General features: G+C 66.3%; 24 protein-coding genes. 12 read left to right on the plus strand and 12 right to left on the minus strand.

Annotated elements, in window-relative coordinates:
• Nucleotides 1-207: 207 nt before the first annotated feature.
• On the minus strand, nt 208-621 hold the full coding sequence (locus tag BIU96_RS07990) for a hypothetical protein (protein WP_139199907.1): 414 nt from the start codon (nt 619-621) through the stop codon (nt 208-210).
• 581 nt (nt 622-1,202) lie between these two features.
• Here BIU96_RS07990 and BIU96_RS07995 point away from each other — a divergent pair.
• Complete coding sequence (locus BIU96_RS07995; protein WP_175477490.1) at nt 1,203-1,424, plus strand: PLDc N-terminal domain-containing protein; 222 nt, start codon at nt 1,203-1,205, stop codon at nt 1,422-1,424.
• A gap of 330 nt (nt 1,425-1,754) precedes the next feature.
• Complete coding sequence (locus BIU96_RS08000; protein WP_302847721.1) at nt 1,755-2,873, plus strand: IS30 family transposase; 1,119 nt, start codon at nt 1,755-1,757, stop codon at nt 2,871-2,873.
• Nucleotides 2,874-2,932: 59 nt separating this feature from the next.
• Here the strand turns inward: BIU96_RS08000 and BIU96_RS08005 are convergent, their stop codons facing one another.
• The gene (locus BIU96_RS08005; protein WP_071292118.1) at nt 2,933-3,433 is read right to left on the minus strand and encodes a GNAT family N-acetyltransferase; all 501 of its coding nucleotides are present in this window, start codon (nt 3,431-3,433) and stop codon (nt 2,933-2,935) included.
• Between the two features lie 116 nt (nt 3,434-3,549).
• Here BIU96_RS08005 and BIU96_RS19380 point away from each other — a divergent pair, with 116 nt between their 5' ends.
• Nucleotides 3,550-4,104 (plus strand): GNAT family N-acetyltransferase, encoded by a 555-nt coding sequence (locus tag BIU96_RS19380; RefSeq protein ID WP_139199909.1) that lies wholly within the window; start codon nt 3,550-3,552, stop codon nt 4,102-4,104.
• A gap of 47 nt (nt 4,105-4,151) precedes the next feature.
• On the opposite strand, the gene BIU96_RS08010 is transcribed toward BIU96_RS19380, so the two are convergent.
• On the minus strand, nt 4,152-5,231 hold the full coding sequence (locus BIU96_RS08010; RefSeq protein WP_071292080.1) for a hypothetical protein: 1,080 nt from the start codon (nt 5,229-5,231) through the stop codon (nt 4,152-4,154).
• A gap of 119 nt (nt 5,232-5,350) precedes the next feature.
• On the opposite strand from BIU96_RS08010, the gene BIU96_RS08015 reads away from it, so the two are divergent.
• Nucleotides 5,351-5,542: a hypothetical protein gene (locus BIU96_RS08015; protein ID WP_071292081.1), complete on the plus strand. Its 192-nt coding sequence runs from the start codon at nt 5,351-5,353 to the stop codon at nt 5,540-5,542.
• A gap of 146 nt (nt 5,543-5,688) precedes the next feature.
• Here the strand turns inward: BIU96_RS08015 and BIU96_RS08020 are convergent, their stop codons facing one another.
• Together BIU96_RS08020 and BIU96_RS08025 are read right to left on the minus strand one after the other, a co-directional pair.
• The gene (locus BIU96_RS08020) at nt 5,689-7,443 is read right to left on the minus strand and encodes a glycoside hydrolase family 3 protein (RefSeq protein ID WP_071292082.1); all 1,755 of its coding nucleotides are present in this window, start codon (nt 7,441-7,443) and stop codon (nt 5,689-5,691) included.
• Between the two features lie 77 nt (nt 7,444-7,520).
• Nucleotides 7,521-8,783, minus strand: a complete 1,263-nt coding sequence (locus BIU96_RS08025) for an MFS transporter (RefSeq protein ID WP_071292083.1) — start codon at nt 8,781-8,783, stop codon at nt 7,521-7,523.
• Between the two features lie 127 nt (nt 8,784-8,910).
• Between BIU96_RS08025 and BIU96_RS08030 the strand changes: the two genes are divergently transcribed.
• The 5 genes from BIU96_RS08030 (at nt 8,911) to BIU96_RS19785 (ending at nt 13,847) form a co-directional block, all read left to right on the plus strand.
• Entirely contained in the window at nt 8,911-9,939 is a 1,029-nt protein-coding gene (locus tag BIU96_RS08030) for a LacI family DNA-binding transcriptional regulator (protein WP_254786033.1), read from the plus strand.
• A 456-nt stretch (nt 9,940-10,395) separates the two neighbouring features.
• Nucleotides 10,396-11,046, plus strand: a complete 651-nt coding sequence (locus tag BIU96_RS08035) for a GNAT family N-acetyltransferase (protein ID WP_071292085.1) — start codon at nt 10,396-10,398, stop codon at nt 11,044-11,046.
• A 142-nt stretch (nt 11,047-11,188) separates the two neighbouring features.
• Nucleotides 11,189-12,046: an esterase family protein gene (locus BIU96_RS08040; protein ID WP_071292086.1), complete on the plus strand. Its 858-nt coding sequence runs from the start codon at nt 11,189-11,191 to the stop codon at nt 12,044-12,046.
• Nucleotides 12,039-12,614 carry an AAA family ATPase gene (locus BIU96_RS08045; RefSeq protein WP_071292087.1) on the plus strand — a complete coding sequence of 192 codons (576 nt, stop codon included), beginning with the start codon at nt 12,039-12,041 and terminating at the stop codon, nt 12,612-12,614. Before BIU96_RS08040 ends, BIU96_RS08045 begins: the two co-directional genes overlap by 8 nt.
• Before the next feature lie 774 nt (nt 12,615-13,388).
• Nucleotides 13,389-13,847 (plus strand): DUF402 domain-containing protein, encoded by a 459-nt coding sequence (locus BIU96_RS19785; protein ID WP_217642246.1) that lies wholly within the window; start codon nt 13,389-13,391, stop codon nt 13,845-13,847.
• Nucleotides 13,848-13,898: 51 nt separating this feature from the next.
• Here BIU96_RS19785 and BIU96_RS20475 read toward each other — a convergent pair whose 3' ends face one another.
• The 4 genes from BIU96_RS20475 to BIU96_RS08070 form a co-directional block, all read right to left on the minus strand.
• Complete coding sequence (locus tag BIU96_RS20475; RefSeq protein WP_071292089.1) at nt 13,899-14,219, minus strand: NUDIX domain-containing protein; 321 nt, start codon at nt 14,217-14,219, stop codon at nt 13,899-13,901.
• Nucleotides 14,220-14,372: 153 nt separating this feature from the next.
• Nucleotides 14,373-14,792 carry a hypothetical protein gene (locus BIU96_RS08060; RefSeq protein ID WP_071292090.1) on the minus strand — a complete coding sequence of 140 codons (420 nt, stop codon included), beginning with the start codon at nt 14,790-14,792 and terminating at the stop codon, nt 14,373-14,375.
• A gap of 133 nt (nt 14,793-14,925) precedes the next feature.
• Nucleotides 14,926-15,672 (minus strand): rhomboid family intramembrane serine protease, encoded by a 747-nt coding sequence (locus tag BIU96_RS08065; protein WP_071292091.1) that lies wholly within the window; start codon nt 15,670-15,672, stop codon nt 14,926-14,928.
• Nucleotides 15,672-16,295, minus strand: coding sequence for a TetR/AcrR family transcriptional regulator (locus BIU96_RS08070; RefSeq protein ID WP_083402746.1), 624 nt, complete (start codon nt 16,293-16,295; stop codon nt 15,672-15,674). Before BIU96_RS08070 ends, BIU96_RS08065 begins: the two co-directional genes overlap by 1 nt.
• Before the next feature lie 94 nt (nt 16,296-16,389).
• Here BIU96_RS08070 and BIU96_RS20480 point away from each other — a divergent pair, with 94 nt between their 5' ends.
• Complete coding sequence (locus BIU96_RS20480; protein WP_071292093.1) at nt 16,390-16,818, plus strand: DUF6069 family protein; 429 nt, start codon at nt 16,390-16,392, stop codon at nt 16,816-16,818.
• A 58-nt stretch (nt 16,819-16,876) separates the two neighbouring features.
• Here the strand turns inward: BIU96_RS20480 and BIU96_RS08080 are convergent, their stop codons facing one another.
• From BIU96_RS08080 to BIU96_RS08090, 3 genes are all read right to left on the minus strand, one after another.
• Nucleotides 16,877-17,749, minus strand: a complete 873-nt coding sequence (locus BIU96_RS08080; protein WP_071292094.1) for a GNAT family N-acetyltransferase — start codon at nt 17,747-17,749, stop codon at nt 16,877-16,879.
• A 198-nt stretch (nt 17,750-17,947) separates the two neighbouring features.
• The gene (locus BIU96_RS08085; RefSeq protein ID WP_071292095.1) at nt 17,948-18,154 is read right to left on the minus strand and encodes a hypothetical protein; all 207 of its coding nucleotides are present in this window, start codon (nt 18,152-18,154) and stop codon (nt 17,948-17,950) included.
• Nucleotides 18,155-18,379: 225 nt separating this feature from the next.
• The gene (locus BIU96_RS08090) at nt 18,380-19,039 is read right to left on the minus strand and encodes a TetR/AcrR family transcriptional regulator (protein WP_071292096.1); all 660 of its coding nucleotides are present in this window, start codon (nt 19,037-19,039) and stop codon (nt 18,380-18,382) included.
• Between the two features lie 111 nt (nt 19,040-19,150).
• Between BIU96_RS08090 and BIU96_RS08095 the strand changes: the two genes are divergently transcribed.
• Complete coding sequence (locus tag BIU96_RS08095) at nt 19,151-20,278, plus strand: FAD-dependent monooxygenase (RefSeq protein ID WP_071292097.1); 1,128 nt, start codon at nt 19,151-19,153, stop codon at nt 20,276-20,278.
• A 24-nt stretch (nt 20,279-20,302) separates the two neighbouring features.
• Nucleotides 20,303-20,608 (plus strand): putative quinol monooxygenase, encoded by a 306-nt coding sequence (locus BIU96_RS08100; RefSeq protein WP_217642247.1) that lies wholly within the window; start codon nt 20,303-20,305, stop codon nt 20,606-20,608.
• The last annotated feature ends 681 nt before the right edge of the window (nt 20,609-21,289 follow it).

A 21,289-nucleotide genomic window follows, 5' to 3' on the forward strand; every position in this document is an offset into this window, starting at 1 on the left:
ACGCACGACGACGAGCGCGCAATCCGCGCGTGGCTCGACGAAACGCTGCGAGAACCGTGCGCCACACAGCCCCAATGATGGCAACGCGGCTCCTCAGCCCAGCGGACGCGGCGACCACCACACCAGGACGATCAGTATCCGTCGAGCCTTCACGTCGTTGTCCGGTGGCCGATCCGCTTGCGGAACTATCCGCGTTACCGAGCGTCGTCAACCAAGCAACGTCAACGCGTTGAAGAACGCTCCGACCGCACCAAAGAGGCCAGCGCCGAGCGCGGGCAACGCTCCGATGGCGCCAATCCCGAACGTCGTCCACCCGAGAACTCGTACCCAGGTGACGCCTCGGCTGTTCCGCGCGGTGCTGAGCCCAGTGAGAAGCGCGATAGCAGCTGCTGGCACGGCGAGCACGAGCACAGCGCCCACGAAGAACTCGGCAAGCGCGACCTGGGCGGGCGGATCTTGAAGGATCGGCGGGTTGTTCAGGGAGTCGAGGTGGGCTTGGTACGCGGTCTCGAGAGGAACGTAGTGCGCGTGAGCTGCGCAGAAGAGCAGCACCCACGCGGCAACGACTGCAAGGCCTGTGACCGCGTATCGGTCGTTACGATGAAGCACACCGTTCCCCATGACTAGCCAGCCTGCCACCCGGTCTCGTGCCTGTGAATCGGTCGGAGGTACGAACTCTGGACGCCACTACTCGGCCACCCAGTCCGTTAGTCGATCGGCTATCGGGACCACCAGACTCAACACTGCTCGCGTATGAACAGCGTCGTCGCTGTTGCTTCGGTCCGTAATCGGGTCAGGTGGTCCGAAGATGAACAGCGGGGTCAGAACCGGGCAGCACAGCGCGACCAGCCATGCGTCAGGAGAACGGAGCAGGCGCGGCGCGGCTCCTGAGCCCGTCCTGGTTTCGGTCCGGGCAAGAGATCGCACCTCTGCCGGAAGGTATTGCGCCACGAACGGGGACGTGGTGTCTCCGTTCGACGTCATCGTATGTTTGGTCGTCGCGCCGATCATGCGCGGTTTGGGTGGTGCCTGCGGCGTCTGCAGGAGGGAGCACGAAGGGGCCCCTCCTGGCCAGCTCAGTTGTACACACACAAGTCGCCGATCAACGTGTTCTCGGGCGGTACTGACTTCGGGATTCGCGTCAGCGGCACCCACGTCAGCCTGTACTTATCACAACGACAGACCTAAGAAGAGAGCCAACCTTGCTCGAAAACCTGTACCCCGGAAGTTCCGTCATCCTCATCGCGATCGTCATCGCCCTCGATGTTCTCGCAATCGTTCAGGTATGGAAGAGAACCATGTTCGACACGACTTCGAAAGCCTTTTGGTCCGTAGTCGTCCTTGTGATCCCGTACGTCGGGGCAATCTCGTGGCTGCTCCTCTGGACGGTAGCCCGGCTCTCGGGAAGCAAAGCGATCCACTGACCTTGCGTCGACGCCCCCGACTGCAGCGCCCCGTCCTCACCGGCGGGGCGCCGTTCTTTGCTGACGCCCGCGGTCTCGAGATCCGCCCGCTCGAGGAGTGGCTTAGCAGGGCGAACGTGTGGTGACTCCCAACGCAGCGTCCCACCGGGCCCCTTCCGGCTCCCTCTCATTTGAGAGCACAGCGGTGGTTGCCCACTCCTCGGTGTCCGGTAGCGATCTTGGGTTCAGCTGGTCGTTGTAACACCGCCGTGATTTGGAGTGTTGCAGATGGGATCCAGGCCGGAGCAGCGCGCTCGAGAGGCGCGATTCTGGGAGCTACTCGGACAGGGCATGAGCAGGCCCGCTGCTTGCGATGCTGTCGGGGTGCATCCACGTCAGGGATACCGATGGTTCAAAGCCGCTCGCGGGAAGAACCCGTTCGAGCGAGCGTCCCGTTCCGGGAGGTACCTGAGTGAGGAGGAACGGCTCCGGATCGCTGACCTCCGTCTGACCGGTGCCGGGGTTCGCCGGATTGCAGTGGAGCTCGGGCGGGCGCCGTCGACCATCAGCCGGGAATTGGCCCGGAACAGCTCCCGCAACGGCGATTACCGGCCATACGCCGCCGAGAAGCGGTGCCGCGTCCGAGCGCGGCGGCCGAAACCGCGGAAGCTGGACCGGGTCGAGCTCGCATTGCAGGTCGAGCTGCGGTTGGTGCGGAACTGGTCCCCGGAGCAGATCCGTGATGACCTGGCCAGGACGTTCCCTCACCGGCCGGAGATGCACGTGTCGCACGAGACGATCTACCAGTCCCTGTTCGTTCAGGGCCGCGGGCACCTGCGCGCTGACCTGCACACACACCTCCGCACCGGCCGAGCGATCCGCCGGCACAGGGGCGAGCCCAGACGCGCGTCGTGGTCGAAGATTCGCGACATGATCCTGATCAGCGAACGCCCCGCTGAAGCCGATGACCGGGCCGTCCCCGGGCACTGGGAAGGGGACCTGATCGTCGGGATCAACGCCAGGAGCGCGATCGGCACTCTCGTTGAACGCACCACCCGGTACGTGATGCTGCTGCACCTGCCTGATGGGCACAGTGCTGATGCGGTCCGCGACGCGATGATCCCCACCATCCAGACCCTGCCCGAGCACCTCCGCCGGTCGTTGACGTGGGATCAGGGCACCGAGCTTGCCCGGCACAAGGACATCACCCTCGCCACGGACCTCGCGATCTACTTCTGTGACCCGCACAAGCCCTGGCAGCGCGGCTCGAACGAGAACACCAACGGCCTGCTCCGGCAGTACTTGCCGAAGTCCACCGACCTCAGCATCCACAGCCCCGAACGGCTCCTCGACGTCGCTGCTGAACTCAACAGCCGACCTCGTAAAACCCTGGACTACCGCACCCCGGCAGAAGCCTTCGAGCAGCTACTCTCGAACCCGAAACAACCACCCGTTGCAACGACCCCTTGAAACCGCCGATCCCGCACCGGACAGGTCGCGACCGATGTTTCGCGATGCAAGCGTGGCGGTCAAACAATGAGCCGGAGGATCATCACGGTGCCGGAGGTGTGTTCCCGCACGGTTTCGAAACCGAGCCGTTCGTACATCCGACGGGCTCGGTGGTTCCGGCGCGCAACGTGAAGGCTGACCGCTTCGACGCCACGCAGACGGCACGCCTCGATCATCGCCTCGAGGAGGCGATGCCCGAGACCAAGTCCGCGTCGCTCGTCGACCACGCCGATCACGAGCTCCGGGAACGCGTCATCAACATGGCCCGATCTGGCCGCCTCCGCCGTGAGGAGACGACACCAAGCCGCCCCAGCGGGCTCGCCGTCCACTTCCGCCACAGCTCCGAGATCACCGGCGTCGTCACCGAAGCCATCGACGTAGGTGTCCGGTTCGTTGCAGAAACGGTGTTGCGCGTAGGCGGTCTCGTCCCAGGCGCGATCCCATCGCCATGCGATGAACACCATCCTGCGGAGGAACGCCTCGTCCGACGGCACCGCCGGCCGAATGATTGTGTTGGTCAAGTCGTCACCGCCGTCCTGCACGTTATCGGACGCATCTCACCCTGAGGCCGTACCGGAGTCCTTGCACCTATCCCGGTAGCCGATCGGCTATCGGGCACGCTCCTAAGCTCGATGACATGACCGTCGTCAGCGTTTCGAACTCCGTGGAGAACTTTCCCGACCGAGAGGAAGTTCGCTCGCTGTACCAGACCGCGGCAGAGCAACCTCCGCTCTGCGAGCCTCCATCGAGCGCTGAACTGTTCGCAACGGTCTATGAAGCCTCGATCAAGAGTGAGCGCGTGATCGCGGGGGTTGCTCGTGACAACGGCCGACTCGTCGCGTTCTGCTACGGGCACCCGTGGCGGTGGGAGGAACAGCAGTATCCCTGGGCAGATGAGCTTCGGGAGACGCTTGCCTCCGAGGCGTCAGAACTTGACGACTCGTACTCGCTGAATCTCCTTGCACGAACGCCGGGTGAGCAGTACCGCGGGCTCGGACGGCGGGTGCTCGGTGAGTGGCTACGAGCGATCGACGACACCGCGTGCTGGTTGCAGACCTCTGATGTCGACAGTCCAGCTCTCCAGCTCTATGTCGCTCTTGGGTTCACAGCGATCGGTCACGGACCCTCCGCTCCAAACGGGGCGCCCGGCCTCGTGCTGCTCAGACCGGCCACCAGGTCTGCGTCGCGGTAGACGATCCGCTGCCGGGCAGGAGAGAGCTGCTGCGCCGGGCTCGTCGCTCAGGTGGGCGCGTCGGTCCGCAGGTCGGCGAGGTAGCGGGCCGCTAAGGCCCGCGGGGTGAACAGCGTGTGTCGGCTTCCGGTTTCGAGGTCCCGCCACATGCGGTTCGCTCGGTGTTCGCGCTGCAGGGCGCTCGAGCCGACCGCGACGGCGGCGAGATCGCCGGCCTGCGCGGCGTGCGCTACCGCGGTGGACACCGCGGTGACCGAGCGGCGGATGTCGGTTGGTTCTGGTTTGCCCACGCCGGTGCCGAGTACGGCCCGAGCTGCCTCGTACGAGCTCGATGCCCGGTCCGCAGCGATCGCGGCGTCGGCGTACGCGGCGCGCACGTCGGCAAGTGCGGCACGGTCGGTCCCACCCTCGCGAAGCGTCTTCCGGGCGAGTTCGACCGCTCCCGTTGCCAATCCGATCAGTGGCGCCGCGAGCAGGGCCGGGCCGAAGGCATCAACGGGCAGCCCCCACTGGCCCATGCCGGCGGTGAAGTCGCTGACCGCGAGGACGCGGTGCGTCGGTACCGTGACAGCTGCGACGACGGCACGGTCGCTGCCGGAACCACGGAGCCCCGACACCGCCCAGGTCCGCTCGATCGTGACCTCGGCGGTCGGGACGAAGACCAGCACCGGCTGTCCGGTCCCCTCCGTCAGCACCATCGCCATCAGCCATCCCGCTGAGTGGATCCCGGACACCGTCTCGACGACTGCATCGACGACGTACCCGTCCCGCACCGGTCGTGCTGTGCCGGACGGTGAGAACGATCCGCACGCGTGCGCGTCCGGGTCGGTCGCCCACAACTCTTCCTGTCCTCGATCGGGGAGCAGCGCGCCAGCGAGGTTGGAACCGTACGCGAGTGCCGCTACCCACGCTGCCGCGCCGGCTGCGGCGCCGAGCCGGACGATCCGGTCCGACACCTCGACGAATGATGCCTCGATGCCGCCCCACTGTTCCGGAACCCCGGCTCGGAACGCCCCGAGGTCGCGGAGGGTAGCGACTGCGCGTTCGGTCAGTCGGTCTTGGTCTTCGGAAGGCCCGTCCTCCTCGAGCAGCGCGCGGAGGAACGGGGTCAGGTCGTCGGCGAGCACGGCGATGAACGTACCGGCGTGCTGGACCGACGGCGACCGTGGTCCCGCGGATGTTCCAGGGCTCAGACCCGGCGTACGGTCGCCGCAGCACTCCGCAAAGAGGGACGAAGGGTTCCCTGTTGACGAAGATCGTCGTGGCCACCACGGCCATCTACGGGCACGTCGCACCCATGCTCACGATCACCCAGGACCTGCTGGCACGGGGTCACGAGGTGGTCTTCCTCACCGGCTCCGCGTTCGCAGCACGGGTGGCCGCCAAGCACTGCGAGCTTGCGCTGCGCTGGTCTTCCTCGACCTCATCCGCTTCGTAGTGGGACGGCACGGCGCCACCTCGGAGCACACGGCAGCGGAAACAGCGCAGCTCCTCGAGCGAGCCGCCATGATCGACACGCTGACGAGCGCATGACGTCCGAATGCCGATCGGTTACCGGACGCGCATCAGTGGAGGATCCGTGCTTCAGGCTTCCTGGCGGCTGTCCGCGACTGCGCGTCGCTGAAGTCCGCTACCGGTGCGGAACCGAGGCTCGGCGGAATCGAAGGGAACGTCCTCACGCGACGCTTCGACCGCGGCCATGGTCGACGGGATGTCGAATGGCAGATGCCCGGTGAGCGCTGACCTGCCCGAGAACGCGTCAAGGACGACGCGGTCGCTCGCGCCGAACTCCCCGACGACTGTGGCGCCGAGGTCGATGAGCGGTCCGACGATCGCTGGCCGTTCGAGGAAGACTGAAACGAACACCGGTGCGTGTTCTGCGTACGCCTGCAAGCGTTCGATGGTTTCCGTCGAGAACGCCAGGGTTCCGCCGTGGAAGTACTCGGCTACGAGCGAGCCTCGGCCTGGTTCGAAGGGTGCGTCGAGTCGCACCACTACCGCGTCTGCCGTGGTCGGGTCGGTCGTCGTGGGGTGACCATCGGAGTCGTCGAAGCCCTCGAGGAAGAGAGTCGCGTCGTTGGACAGGATTCCGGCGGTGTCGGAGAGCAGCACGAGGGAGTCTCGCTGTGCGGTGACGCCTCGTTCGAAGTACACGGGTGCGCCGCAAGTCTCTCGGGCGTGCTCAATGTCGACCTGGCGCTGTTCGAAGAGGCCCAGGCGGAATTTCTCGCGCAGGATGCGCCGGACGGACTCATCGATGCGGGACTCCGGGACGAGCCCGGCGTCGACGAGTTCCTCGATGATGGCCGTGTTGCGGTCCCCGCCGAACTGGTCGATACCCACGTCGATCGCGATCCGGGCGCGCTCGGCAGGTGTGCGGTCTTCCAAGCCCCAGCCGTTGGGTCCGAACAGGTAGTCACCGACCATGTCGCTTTCGAGCAGGTTCCAGTCGGTGACGACGATGCCGTTGAAGCCGAGCCGACGGCGCAGGATGCCCCGCACGACGGGCGCGTTGAACGCGAAGCCGACCTCTTCCCACTCGGTGCCGACGGGCTTGCCGTAGTACGTCATGACCTGGGTCGCCCCGGCCGCGAAGGCGCGTTCGAAGGGACGGATGTGGAGTTCCTGCTGACCGCCGGGGTAAACCTGCTCCGGGTATCGGGCGTCGTGTGCGTCGTCGCCGCGCAGTTGCGGGCCACCGCCTGGGAAGTGCTTCACGACGGCTGCTACCGACTGCGCTCCGAGCTCAGGTCCGCCGCGGAGGGCTTCGATGAATGCGGCTGTGAGTTCGGCGACGCGTTCGGGGTCTTCACCGAACGTGCCGGCGCCGCGTGACCAGCGGGGTTCGGTGAAGATGTCTGCCATCGGGCCGAGGTACACCCGGAGGCCCATGGCGAGGAACTCGGCACGGATCGTTTCGCCGTAGGCGCGCACCGCGTCTGTTCCTGGGATCGCCGCGATGCCGGTGGTTTCTGGCCATCGAGACAGACTGCCCAGCGACTGGCCGGTGAAGGGATTGCTGCGGAACCCGTGCCGCGGATCGGATGACAGCGTCACCGGGATCCCGAGGCGCGTGCTGGCGGCAAGGTCTTGCAGGGTGTTGTGCCAGGCGGCGACGGTTTCGCTGTCGTCGCCGCCAAAGACGTTGAAGTGGCTGATTCCCCGCGTGACGACGTCGCGCTGAGCTGCGGCCGCGGCGTCGTGTGTCGACAGGTCCGCTCCGGCCGGCTCGGTCGAGGGGTGGAACATCAGGCCAGCTTTCTCGGCGACGCTCATTCGAGGGAGCAGGTCGTCGACGCGGCGCTCGATGGGCTCCGTCGGGTCAAGGTAGCTGAGCACGGGTGGTCCTTTCAGGGCTGCGGGGGTGCTGCGAATGTGTGTTCGGGCGGCTGTGGCCGACGAAAAAGGAAGTGGGTTCAGCGGGTGGATCGAATCCTGAACAGCGGGAGCGTGCCGAGGAGCGCGAGGACGCCGCCGAAGAGGACGAGAGCGACGTAGTTCGCTTCCCCTCCGCCGATGGCGAGCACGAGCGGTGCGATGAACGGGATGACGGAGAACGGCAGTGTGATCGCGATGTTGATCACCCCGAGGTTGCGTGCCGCGTCGGTGGTCTCCTTCATCGTCTTGATTCCGAACGCGATATAGGTCCCGAGCAACACGCCCGAACCGACTCCGGACACCAGCGAAGCGCCAACGAGGAACTGCACCGAGCTGGAAGCGGTCGCGATGACGGCCATCCCGATGGCGCTGACGATCGCACCGAACGCGAGTACTGGCTTCCGGCGGCCGAGGCGGTCGCCGACCATGCCGGCGATCGGGCCGGACACGAAGGCGAGGACACCGGGGATCACGTAAGAGAGGGTGATGACGTCGTTGAGCTGGCCCTTCGGCACGGCAACCATGTCCTGCAGCAGGTAGACCGTGTACGTCGACACGACGCCCCACGCTCCGAACATGAAGAACAGCGCCAGCAGGAGCCAGGAGAACTCCGGCTCCTTGCGGGGGTTGATGAAGAACGATCCGAAGAGTTCCTTCACGCCGAACGCGGGAAGCGGTTCGGCAGCGGGAGCGTCGTCACGGAACACCGCTACCAGTGCTGCGGCGAGGACCAGCGCAACGGCGACTGGCAGCCCAATTTGCGCAAGGATGCTGGTGGGGAACGCCTGGATGAAGAAGATCCCGACCACCAGTGACGCTGCCGAGGCTGCTCCGGACAGCGATCCGATGATGCCTTGCTGGGACTCGGGGACGCGGTCGGCGACGATCGCGAGGACGGCGGCGATCGCGGCATTCACGAACGCTTGCATCAGCACCCAGCCGACGAGCAGCAATGCGAAGCTGTTCGAGAGCCCGATGACGGCGGCGCCGACGACGGTGCCGAGCATGCCGATGACGATCCAGGGTCGGCGCCGGCCGAACCGGCTCCGTGTGCGGTCGGATAGACGGCCGAAGAACGGGTTGGCGAGCAGCGCCGTCAGGGTTCCGACGCCGGCAGCGATCGAGTAGCTCGTTGCCTTTCCTGCTGGGTCGATCTCGGAGATGCGCAGCGCGAGGGTCACGGAGGCGGGCAGGTTGATCGCCATCCAGATGCCGAACATCGCGAGCGCATAGATCACGATGAACGCGGCGCCGACCGGCTTGGCAGCAGTGCGGCCTGCGGTGGCCGGTTGCGTGGTCATAGAGCTTCCTCGTCGTTGAGTGTGTTGGCTGGAAACGTTACCGGAAACGATTCCGGTAACGATTCCGGTAGAGTAATACCGACGGGCAGGCTGTCAACTCCGAGGGGGCAAGACGATGACGAGACGCGTGACGCTGGCGGAAGTGGCGCGCTCGGCGGGCGTTGGCATTGCAACGGTGTCGCGCGCGCTCGGCGGCAACGCGGATGTCAGCGAGGACACTCGGGCGCGAGTCCGTGCAGTCGCCGACGAACTCGGTTACCGCCCCTCGGTCGCAGCCAGAGCACTCCGCCGCGGAGGACACCGCGCGTTCAGCGTGATTGTGCCGAATGACCAGTGGGGATGGTGGGAACCCGTCGTCCGTGCGTGCATTACTGCAGCGGGCGAGGCCGGGTACCAGGTGCTCATCCACCCCATCCCCACCTCCAACGAGGGCCTCACTGACGTCATCGAAACCCTGGTTGACGTTCCAACCGAGGGCGTAATCGTCATCAGCGTCCCCGACCAGAAACCCGTCCGGGAAGCGTGCGACCGCATCGGAATCCCAGCCGTCGCCCTCGACGACACGAGCACGACCATCCACATGCCGTGCATCTCGGCCGCAAACCTCGATGGCGCCCACCAAGTGACACAGCACCTGCTCGGCCTCGGCCGCACCCGGATCGCGTTCCTCGCACCACGGCTAGCGATCGGCATGACGGAGGACCCGCTGTTCCTCCGCGACCGTCTCGCCGGCTACCGGCAGGCACTCGAGGCTGCAGGGATCACGGTCGACCCGAACCTGATCATCGAAACCAATGCGCAGGAATCCGACAGCCGATGCCCCGAACTCGCCAACCTGTTGGAACAGGACGTCCCGGTTGACGCAGTCTTCTGCGCCTACGACCAGCTCGCCCCGAGCGCCCTTCGAGAGATCGCTCATCACAGCCTCCGCACCCCCGAGGACGTCGCCGTAGCCGGTTTCGACGATGAACGCGCAGCGCTGCTCGTCACACCCCAGCTCACGACAGCACGACAGCCGTACGCCGAGATGGGCCGCAAAGCCGCCGAACTACTACTCGACAATCTCGCGGGCGAGCCATCCCCGGTCGAACGGTACGAATTCCCGACGAGTCTGGTCGTGCGCGACTCGACCGTTTCCACGCCCGGAGCGTTCTGACCAGAGACTCTCCACGCTGGAACGGGAGTCTCGCTAGCCGATCGGCTATCGGGACGGGATGTAGCTCCGAACCATGAAGGCGATCTCGGCTGTTCTCGGCCTGGCGTTCGTCGGCCTAGTTGGTGTCACTATCATGTCCGCGCGGGCCGCGGCAGGAGACGCGGGGAGCATCCTGCTCACGGTCCTGGCCGGCGCAGGCGCCGCCCTTTGTCTCGCGGGGGTCGGCTTCGCGCAGAACCGGTGGCGCCACGCCCGGCTGGACGCAGCGATACGCAGGAGTCGCGAATCGAAAGGCGGGGCGGACGGTTCGGCTACCGACGAGCATCGCTCTCAGCCGTGGGCTCGGTGGCCGATCGATCACCGGGCGCTGCGAGAGAACAGATGCGAGGGTCGCTACTCAGCGGCCGGGCGCGTAACACGCCTCGCTGCGGTGACCGGCACAGGTAGCGTCCCGGTATGGAACTGGAGAAGCTGTGGCCGTTGTTCGGACTCGAACTCCGAACCCCACGGCTGGTGTTGCGTCCGGTGCGGGACCAGGACCTCCCTGCCCTGGCGCAGGCTGCTCTTAATGGCATCCACAACTCGGACCGCATGCCGTTTGGCTTCCCATGGACCGATGCGTCTCCGGAGGAGCTGCCGCGGAACCTCGCGACGTATCAGTGGAGCCTCCGCCAGGTCTCGCCGCAGAACTGGACGATCCAATTCGCCGTCATCCTTGACGACGAGGTGATCGGGGCGCAGGACCTCGCCGCGTTCAACTTCGGGGACCGCCGGACTGTGAACTCCGGTTCCTGGCTGACCCGACGCGCCCAAGGCAAGGGCGTCGGCACCGAGATGCGCGCGGCCCTGCTGCTGTTCGCCTTCGACACTCTGGGTGCCGAATGGGCAGAGTCAAGTGCTGCGGCCTGGAACACCCCGTCGCTGACCGTTTCGTACAAGCTCGGCTACGAGCCGAACGGGGTCACGCAGGTATCGCCCCGGTCCGGGCAACCGGTCGACGAACAGCGCGTGCGACTCTCCCGCGGTGCCTTCAAGCGCCCGAAGTGGAACCTGCAGACCATCGGCGATCAACCCGTTCTCGCACAGCTCGGGATCACTGCGTCGTAGGACGACCGCGCCGCGGAGCGGCGGTCGGAGCGAGCTCGCTGGCGGAGCCATGACCGTCCGGTAGCCGATATTGCCCGGACGCTACCGGGACGGAGCATGACGGCGGCTGTCTGCTCGTGAGGTTGGTCGTTAGAGTCGATTCGTGTCTCCGACAGTGCCGTTCGCCGCTCTCCCGATCGAGCAGCAGGACATCTCGTACGAGTACGGACCCGACTCAGCGGTCCGGCCGGACGTACCCTCCGGCACGATCGAGGAACTCCACCTCGACTCGAGCGAACGGTACCCGGGGACGTCTCGAAACGTCTGGGTTCATCGCCCCGCAGGACATCTCGCTGATGCCGAGTGCGCGGTCATGGTGTTCAACGACGGCTGGTGGTACCTCGATCCAGCCGGCGCGGTGCGGGCTGGGACCGTGCTGGACAACCTCGCTGCCGACGGTGTCCTTCCGCCGATGGTCGGCGTGTTCGTCGACCCCGGCGTGATGGACGTCGACGGCGTACCGACGAAGCACCGGAACGCCGAGTACGACGCGTTCGATGACACCTACGCGAGCTTCCTGATGGAGGAGGTCCTACCAGAGGTCGAGTCCCGCTACGGCGTTTTGGCTGATCCGATGAACCGTGGCATCTGCGGCGGCAGCAGTGGTGGCAACGCCGCCCTGACAGCAGCATGGACTCGGCCCGACGGGTTCGGGAGGGTCATCGCGTTCAACCCGAGCTTCGCGCAGATGCCGGGCGGGAACCCGTACCCGACGCTCCTCGCGACCGAACCGCGCCGACCCACACGTGTGTTCCTGCATGCTGCGCACCGGGATCTGCACTGGAACGAGCGAGCGGCGAACTGGTTCGCCGAGAGCCTCGACACCGCGTCCGCACTCGCGAGAGCTGGCTACGACTTCCGGCTCGTCGTCGGCGACGGGTCGCACTCCCCGAACCACGGCGGGGTGCTGCTGCCTGATGCGCTGCGCTGGCTCTGGGCGGCGGGTCGCACCGATGCGTGAAGGCGGACTCGACTCGTCAGCCGACGAGGTGGCCTGGATCGTGACCGGGATGCCGGGTGCCGGCAAGTCGACGGTGAGCCGTCTCGTTGCCGCGGCGCTCCCTCGTGCCGTGCGCATCCGAGCCGATGACCTCAACGCGATGATCGTCTCCGGCGCGGTCTGGCCACTCGGTCACCCCGCCGACGAAGCAGAACGACAGGTTGAGCTCTGCTACCGCAATCTCGGGGCACTGGCGCACAACTTCACGGCGAGCGGTTTCACGACAATCGTCGATTGCGTTCTTCCCGACGGAGATCATCTCAATCGCCTCCTCCGGCAGCTCCCTCAGCAGCGCGCACGGTTGGTCGTCCTTGCCCCTGGCGAAGCAGCCTGCCGCGACCGCAACGCCGCACGCAGCACGGATGAGCAGTTCGACTTCGATGGCTACCGCGAGCTCGACGCCACCATGCGAGCAGGCTTCGGTGATCAAGGTCAGTGGATCGACAGCGCCGACCTCACTGGTGAACAGACGATGCGGATGATCCTCGAACAGGTCGCCATCGTCAGCTCCGACAGCAGCGTCCGGTAGCCGATCGGTTAGCGAGACCACTTCGCGGTGAATGCGAGCGAACGAAGAACGCGCCAACCAACAGCTGAGGGCGGGACGGGGTGAGCTGGTGAGGAACCCCCGTCCCATCTCGGCAGCGTTCAGACGACTGCCGGTCCTCCGCGCCTGATCCGCGCGGAGATGATGCCAGTGAACCGCTCCTCGAGCGCGAAGGCAACCAGTTCCACAGGAGAACAATCGGATGAGTGTCGTCGCCGGCCCTGGGAGGGAGGGGATCTCCAGGGCCGGCGCGACGCGACACGGCCACCCGGTCGGAGCGTCAGGGGAACGCTCCGGTCCCGTCGGGTGCGGCGGCCATGGACAGAACAGTACGCGTCCGCACTCTGGGGGACTAGATGGGGTACAACCCCAGAACGGGGGTGGCACCGATGTCGCCCGCCGACGGGGGTCATTGGTGTGACCCGCGTGGTTCGGGGTCGTTGTGCTCACACCGCTCCGGGTCGTGACCGCGCCTCGAGGCCGGTCTGCCGTCGGGGCTGCGGCTCCACGCTTAGGGTCGAGATCATGCTTCCTCCCGGCGCCGAGTCACGTCCCCACGCACGAGCAACGCCCTTCGAACGCGGCAGCGACGTGGTCCTGCGGAGTGTGCGCGACTTCACTGGCCGCGGCCGGACGGTCGGGTTCGCGGTGGCCGGCACCGTCCTGGACGACGGGGACGTCGTTGTCGTCGCCACGCCGACCGGATCGGGCATGCGGACACGTGCGGGGCAGGGTCAGGGCCCGAACGGGAGGATCGTGGCGCATGACACCTGGGATGGCAGCTACGCCGAGAAGACGTGGGACGGTGACACGGTGGTGCGGGTGCACCGTTGGGGTGAGCGCTGGTCTGTGTGGCGGTGGTACGACGGCGCGGACTGGACGGACCGCTGGTACGGCAACCTCGAGACGCCATGGCAGCGGACACCGCTCGGGTTCGACACGCAGGACTGGGCGCTCGACATCGTCGCCTCCGGCCATCCACGCACGTCCTCGTGGCACGCGGACTTCAAGGACGCCGACGAGTTGGCATGGATGGTGCAGCGCGGAACCGTGTCGGCTTCGGACGCAGCAGCGGTGCACACGGTCGGTGATCAGCTGATGGAACGGACGCGCCGTGCCGACTGGCCCTTCGACGCGAACTGGGATGACTGGCTCCCGAGCTCTCCGGCCAGAGCGGTACTCATGCCCGCCGGGTGGGATCGCCTCGAAGGCTGACGCAACCTCCGATCGTCAACGCTTTCCGAACCGGATCTTGTTCGCTGATCCCTAGGGGCGAGCCTCGAGGACCAGCTGGACAGCTTGCCTCGCCGCTTCCGGCACCAAGGGGATCTGCGCGAGCGAGCTCACTTCCACCCACCTCGGCTCGTACTGGTTCAGTTCCGAGGCACGGTCGATCTCTGGGCCCCCGAGTACCAACGGACCAGGACGTACTTGCGCCACGAAGTACGCCGCGGGAACGGCGCTATCCACTGGTACGTCGAGCAGGTCGCCGATGCTCGCATCAAGGCCCGTCTCCTCACGCAGTTCCCGTCGACACGCGTCGCGGAGGCTCTCGCCTTCCTCGACCCCGCCCACCAGGGAGCACACAGTAGTGGCGACCGTTCTTCAACCGATCGATGACGAGCAGACTCTCGTCTCGGACGACCACGGCCGCTGACCTGATACGCATTCAGCTAGCTCACCACGAAACGCCTCGCGGGTGCCACAGCCCGGCGTCGAGGAGTCCCGAGTGACGATCGGCTACCGGACTGCCGGCAGAGCCGTGATGTGTTCGATTAGACCGGCCGCGTCAGCAGGCATCGCTTCGAAGATCCGATACAGAGTCTCGGATCGGTCAACAGGACCCACGGCCCAGCACCGCTTGCCGAGGCCGAAGGCAATCCCTGCTTCGATGTGCGCCGCTGCGCCAGCCGGAAGCACGAGAACGAAGTGCTCAGATGCTCGAAGCTCGGCGAGGTCTTGCTCGAAGAGCTTCCGCACCCCCATCGAGTCCAACGCAGCGTTATCTGCTCCCCCTGGAGCTGCCAGTGCTGCCGCGTCCTCGTCGTACTTAGTCCGAACGAAGGAGTAGGACGACACCCCGATGCTGTCTAACGCTTCCACGACGGTCAGGACCGCTGCTTGATTCCGCCAGCTGCCCGCGACGAAGAACTCGCTCATGATGCGACGCTAGACCACACCGCGCTCCTGCAACGTCCGGTGACCGATCCTCATCTGAACGACGCCCATCCTCCCTCCGCCCGTTGGATGGTCGAGCGGTCGCCATTGCGACCGGGTCTCGACGCACCTCAGCTCACGTGACAGCGGCGGTCGTCGGACGCCGTGGTTTTGTCCGCGCGACGATGATGGCGACGAGAGCGCCGGTGAGGAGCCCGATCCCGTGGCCGTCGATCCGCGCCGTCATGACCCCGCCGGTGACCGTGACCAGGACCAGCAGTCCGAAGACGGTCCGGACAACATCGAAGCGGCGCAAAGCATTCAGTGCGACTGCGACCGCGGCGTCGCCAGCGATGATTGCGGGCCAGACGCCGCCGAGGTCGATCAATGTCAGGTAGACGCAGAAGAATGCGCTGTACGCGATCGCGACGGTGTCGAGCAAGGCCCGGGAACCGGTGGAGGTGGTGCGGTCCAGGACCCGGACGACGACGAGCGCGCCGATCAGGCCCGCGACGCAGTCCGAGGCGCCACCATCGCGTTGCTCGGGGAGGAGCAGCGTGAGGACGAGCCCACTCCCGACGCCTGCGACCAGGTACGTCAGGAGCCACACCCGTTCCGACCGACGCTGCTCGAGTGCTGATCCCACCACAGCGATCCCCAGCAGGTTGAACGCGAACTGCCCCCACCCGTCGGGCTGGACGAGGATCGACGTGACCAGCCGCCACCATTGTCCGGCGCGCACGAGCTCCCCGTCGCGGATCATGACCGCGGTGAGGGGTGGGTGGACAACCGCCGCGACGCTCACGGCTGCTGTCACGATGGTGACGACGAGGGTGGTGCGTGAGGACTGCGCCGCGAGCCGCTGCCGAACGGACGGCGCCATCAGGACGTCCCCCTCGCAACCCGGTCGTGGTCCGTGGTGCCGAGTCCGGAGTCGAAGAACGCGACCAGGCGGTCACCGAGATCCGACAGGTCCGCTTCGGGTGCCCGGTGCAGTCGGAGAAAGACTCCCTCGACCGTGCGCTGCAGGACATCTGCCGCGATGACCGGGTCGACGCCGCTGAACTCACCCTCCTCGACGCCGGCTGCGATCAACGAAGCGATGGTCTGCTGCGTCGCATCGACATCGCTGCCATCGGCCGGGAGGCTCCCCGCGAACAGCAGTGCCGCGAGCGAGATCACCTCCGGCCGGTGGGTGTCGGCGAAGGCGACGTTCGCGCGCAGGTAGGCGTGCACAGCGTCGCGTGGCGACGTCGCTCGCCGCATCGCCGTCGTGACCGCAACTGCGAGGTCATCGACGATCGTCGACGCGACTGAACGCATCAATGCGTCGCGGTCGTCGAAGTGGTACGAGATCAGGCGGGTGCTGCTGAGACCTCCGCGACGGGCGATCTCCGCGAACGAGCAGCGTGCGTACCCGACGTCGGCGATCACCGCGATGGTGGCATGGATGATCTGCGATCGGCGTCTGAGCGCGGCGACGCTGGGCGATGATGCTGGTGCCATCCGAGGTCCTCCTGCTGGCCGTGCAGCTTGACGTGCCACTGCTTCACGAGCATCTTATTACTCACTCAAGTAAATCGGATGAACGGAAAAGCAGATGACACAGGCAAGGACCGCGACGCAGACGACGAAACGCGGCTTCATCGCCGTGATCCTTGCGATGAGTGCGGCGGGCGCGTGCTGGGCGATTGGCACCGTCGCGATGGGGCATGAGCCGGACGCAGGCGGCGCGACGATCGGACTCGCCCAGGTTCTCATCGTGACTGCTGCGGTCGGCCTGGTGGCCTGGGCAAGCCGCGCGGTGGTGGCCCGGTGGGCCTCCAGGTGGGGACGGGCCTGGCTGCTCGCTACTGCCGGGATCGGGGCTGTGTCGCTGATCGGGCCTCTCACACTCGCTCGAGACGGGTCCGCGCCGACACTCCTGCTGCTGCACGTCGCTGTGGCCGCGATCCTCTGCGCTGGACTCGCGGGCCGGTCACTCGGGCGAACGGGCCAACGCGGCGAACCCGTCGAGAGACCGGAATGAGGACCCGCCAAGGGACATGTCGGCCGGGGTGGTCAGGGGCGGCGTGGGTTTGTCCGGATCAGTGCGCCCGGACGAGGTCGAGCCGTTCGGGCAGCGGGGCGAACCCGGCCGAACGGTACGTCGCCACCGCGCTGCGAAGCGAGCTCGGGGTGCACACCCAAGCGATCGACGCTCCACGCCTCTGCAACTCGGCGGCTGCAGCGATACAGATTGCTCTGCCGTTTCCGCGACCACGATGATCGGCGTCCACTCCCATCGGCTCGATGAGCCCGGGACGCCCGACCCCAGCTGGCCAGATCGTCACCCCGGCTACAGCCGCGCCGGAGCCATCTCGGCCGAGGATGCACGCACCGTTCCGAAAGGCGGGCCCGCCGGTCATCGTGTTCCACAGGTCGTCCGTGAAGCTCTGGTTACCCCAAGCCGATCGGTGCACGGCAGTGAACTCAGCGACACGTTCACCGGCCACCACTTCGAACCGGAGACCCAAACCCGTCAGATCGACTGGCTCCGCGAGGTCCCGGGCCAGCGGCGCCCACGCCTCGCCTGCCTGCCACCCCGAGGATGCCAGCAGCTCGTAGAGGGTGGTCCCCGTGGGGACCTCAACAGACAGGGTCCCGTTCGGGAACCTCATCCCGTCAGCGGATCCGAGATCTTCGAGCACACGACGAGCGATCTGTGCGTCGGACCATCGCTCGGGCGCGACGGTCATCCGGAACACCGTGGGACCATCAAAGAACCCGATCGCGACGATGGTGTCCTCATCCGACCACACCCGCACTGACGAGACCGCTGCCGGCGCGCCGTGCCGCCACGCCCAACCCAGATCGCCGGGATGCAGCTGCACGACAGCACTGTCGCGCTGCCACGACGCCAACGTCGCGATGATGCTTTCGAACGCACCGACATCGGGAACATTGACACTGATGCCCATGCCTGACAGTTCAGCACAGGCGTCCCGACTTTGCCACCGCACGCCGGCCCGATGGACTCGACACCATCCCGCCGAGTCGCGGAGCGCCGCTCGAGGCCATCCACGTCTCAAGGGCCGGTCGTCCAACCTGCGCGGAAGATTCCCGCGGCGGCGCGACCGTGACCGCCACAGTAGAGCCACCTGCGCGCTGCCCGAGCGTCATGTGAGCTGGACGCTGCTGCGCTGCTCACCGTCACTCCACGTCTCGAGCACCCACGTATCAGATCCGGGCTGCGCTCCTGCCATGTCCCGTGTTGCTTCTCTGGCCCGCTCCGCGCAGTCGTAGATCCCGATGACATCCCACGTCTCGGCGCAGAATGCGCTCCGCCGCGATAGGTGGTGCTCGCCGCCGATGCTGATCCTCATGCCTGGATCCTCGCCAGTCGTAGGACCCCGCGGTTGGTCCGGCGCGAAGTAGCAGCCAGTTGGCGCACGTCCCGTATGGGGATCGGCTAGCGAGACGCGTCGAGCGGGGGTGTGCTCGACCGAGCGCAAACCAAGAACCTCTCGGCGATGAGCGTCATGGGTCCTTTCAAGGATGCTCCGGAAGTCGCGAAAACTGCGTGTCAGCGGTCCGAGAGGAGCGACACGTCATGAACCCTGTGAGAGCCAGCGCATCGGTTCGTCAGTCCACCAGTGGGACAGGTTGTCCAGCGCCGCCGTCGCTGCATTCGCCAGGAGCTCGCGAGTCTCGTGCCGGTCAGCGTCATCGAGGACGGCGGACCCGATGGCTGTAGTCGTCTGCTGGATGACCGCGACGAGCGCAGCTGCTTGAGCGCGTCGAGTCATCGCGTCCGAGTATGTATCGGGGAGCTCGTCAGCCACCGCTGTTGTGACATCGTCGTAGAACTCCAGGGCACGGCGACGGAGCGCGACGCTAAGCCTGCACTGCGCGGGAAACTGCCCCTTCGCCAGATCCGGATCGTCCGACACGTACCGGTCGATGTCTTCAAGGACGACGCGACGGATCGCGTCGGCTGGCGACTGCTGCACTGCCCGGGAGGCGACCGCGGCTCGGATCCGCTCGAGCACCTCTTCGGCGCGATCGAGAACGAGATCGGGCTTCGTTGGGAAGTAGTTGTAGACCGTCTGGTCAGAGACGCCCGCAGCTCGTGCAAGATCCGACATCGACACCTCGTCGTACCCCCGAGCAGCGAAGAGCCGAGCCGCAACGTCCCCGAGGCGCCCCCGTGTCTCACGTTTCGTGCGCTCTCGACGGCCCATGTCCGCGTCGGCTGATCTCTGCTCCATCCTGCGAGTCTCCCACGAAAGGTTGAGTGACTAAAACTTCCTGCTACGGTGGCGTCATCAGAAGTTGTAGCCACTAAAAGTTCGGCGCAGGCCGGACGGTAAGGGACAGTCATGGACACGCTCACCCCAAAGCGGGTGCTCATCTCGGGAGCGAGCTTCGCTGGTCTTGCAGCGGCGTTGTGGATGCGCCGGCTCGAGTACGACGTCACGATCGTCGAGACCGGGCCTGGCCTGAAGCGAGGCGGCACTCCCGTCGACATCCGCGACGAGACGATCGAGATCGTCGAGCGCATGGGGCTCCTCGAGCAGATCCAGGAGAAGGCCCTACCGCCACGCGTGACCGAGTTCACGGAACCGGACGGTCAGATCATCGCGCGCATCGACCCGCAGCCGCCCACGGCTGAGGCAGCCGGCGACGGGTACGAGATCCACCGCGACGACCTACTCGACATCCTCGCCGCGGCCACGGACGGGGAGGTTGAGATGTTGTGGAACAACTCCATCAAGTCACTGACCGAGCCCGACGAGGACCATGTTCACGTGATGTTCCGCGACGGAACTGAACAAGACTTCGACCTCATTCTCGGCTGCGACGGCAACCACTCCACGGTGCGCCGCCTGCACTTCGGTCCGGAATCCTCCTACGCACACTTCCTCGAGACGTACTTCTCAGTCGCCGCGATCGAACGGCGCATCATCGAGCCACAGACGACCCAGATCACGAACGCTCCCGGCGTGACGATGCTGATCAACTCCTACGACACCAGGACCGAGGTCGTTCTCGGCTTCCGCTCCCAGGAGGAGATCCCCTACGACTACCACGACGAGAACGAGCAGAAGCGCATCCTCCGCGATCGCCTGCTGCAGGCCGGGTCGCCGTTCTCGGACCACCTCGAAGAGGCGCTCAACGCCGACAGCTTCTACTTCGACAAGCTCAGCCAGATCAAGATGCCGGCCTGGACCCTGGGACGCGTCGCGCTCGTTGGCGACGCAGGCTACTGCGCATCGCCCGCCGCAGGCATGGGCGGATCCCTCGCCATCATCGGCGCCACGGCCCTCTTCGACGCTTTCCAGACCGTGAACGGCGACGTCGAGAAGGCGTTCATCGAGTACGAGCGCGCACTCGGACCAGCCGTCGAAGAGATCCAGCACAACGCCGAATTCAGCGGCGTCCGCAACTACTTCCCCGCCACCGAGGAAGACATCCAAGCCCGCAACAACATGCTGCTCGGACTCTGACCACAGCCCCAGGACGGGACACCCATGGCTAGCATCTCACCGGCCCAGCCCGGCAAAGTGATCCGCTTCACCGCAAAACCCGGCCGCGGCGACGAACTCTTCGCCCTCTGCGCTGACGCCAGCGCCAGATCCTCGGCCGTCGACAGGAGCATCATCTCTCGTTCCGAGGACGACCCCGACACCATGTGGGCAATGGAGTGGTTCATCAGCGATGAAGCACTCGCCGCGCAGGACGCGGACCCCTCGTGGGACGCCGTTCACGAGGAGATCGGAGCGCTCGTTACGGACTACGAATCCGTGAACGTCCGCGCCGTGTACTCGCATCTGTAACAGCTCCAAAGCTGCCGTCCAGGTCACCCCAGCCGTCCCAGATCGCCGCCAGCACCTCGAGCGGGGTGGTGGTCGCAGCCGCGAGGTGCTCCGTCAACGCTGCGAGCTGCGTCGGGGCGAACCACCCTTCCTCGGGAGGTTCAACGCGCCACCCGTCATCGAAGACCAGCTCCCGTTCGTCGTCGCGTCCGCCCACCGCGCTCCACGCCACGTCGGGATGCACCGTCCGTCCGGTCTTGGCTGTCACCTCGGACCACCGCCACACGCTCGACTCGAGCACCAGCGGTTCTCCGTGTTCGTCGGCCGTCGACGAGTCGACCCGGTACGCGGTCAAGGGATGGAGCAGGCGGGCGTACGCCTCGAAGCCGGATCCCGACGTCCCGGCGACGGTGTCGGACCCGTCGATGCGTGCGGTCAGCCACGCGGACCGAGCGGGATCGGTGATCAGCTCCATCCCGCCGATCGTAGTGCGCTGGTTGCGGGCGATAGTCCGTGATGTCCTGCCGTTGAGGGTGGCTCGAAGCGAGCCGCCCCACTTTCGCGTCTCGGTGAAGGATCGGTTACCGGACGCCGCGCCTGTACGTGATAGCGCGGACGATAGCGATCACTGCAAGCACGAATCCGGCTGCACCGAGCAGGGCGAACCAGAGCCGAAGGGGCTCGTCGGATGCGAACCCGAGT

The sequence above is a fragment of the Curtobacterium sp. MCBA15_008 genome (assembly GCF_001865065.1).
Classification (GTDB): Bacteria; Actinomycetota; Actinomycetes; order Actinomycetales; family Microbacteriaceae; genus Curtobacterium.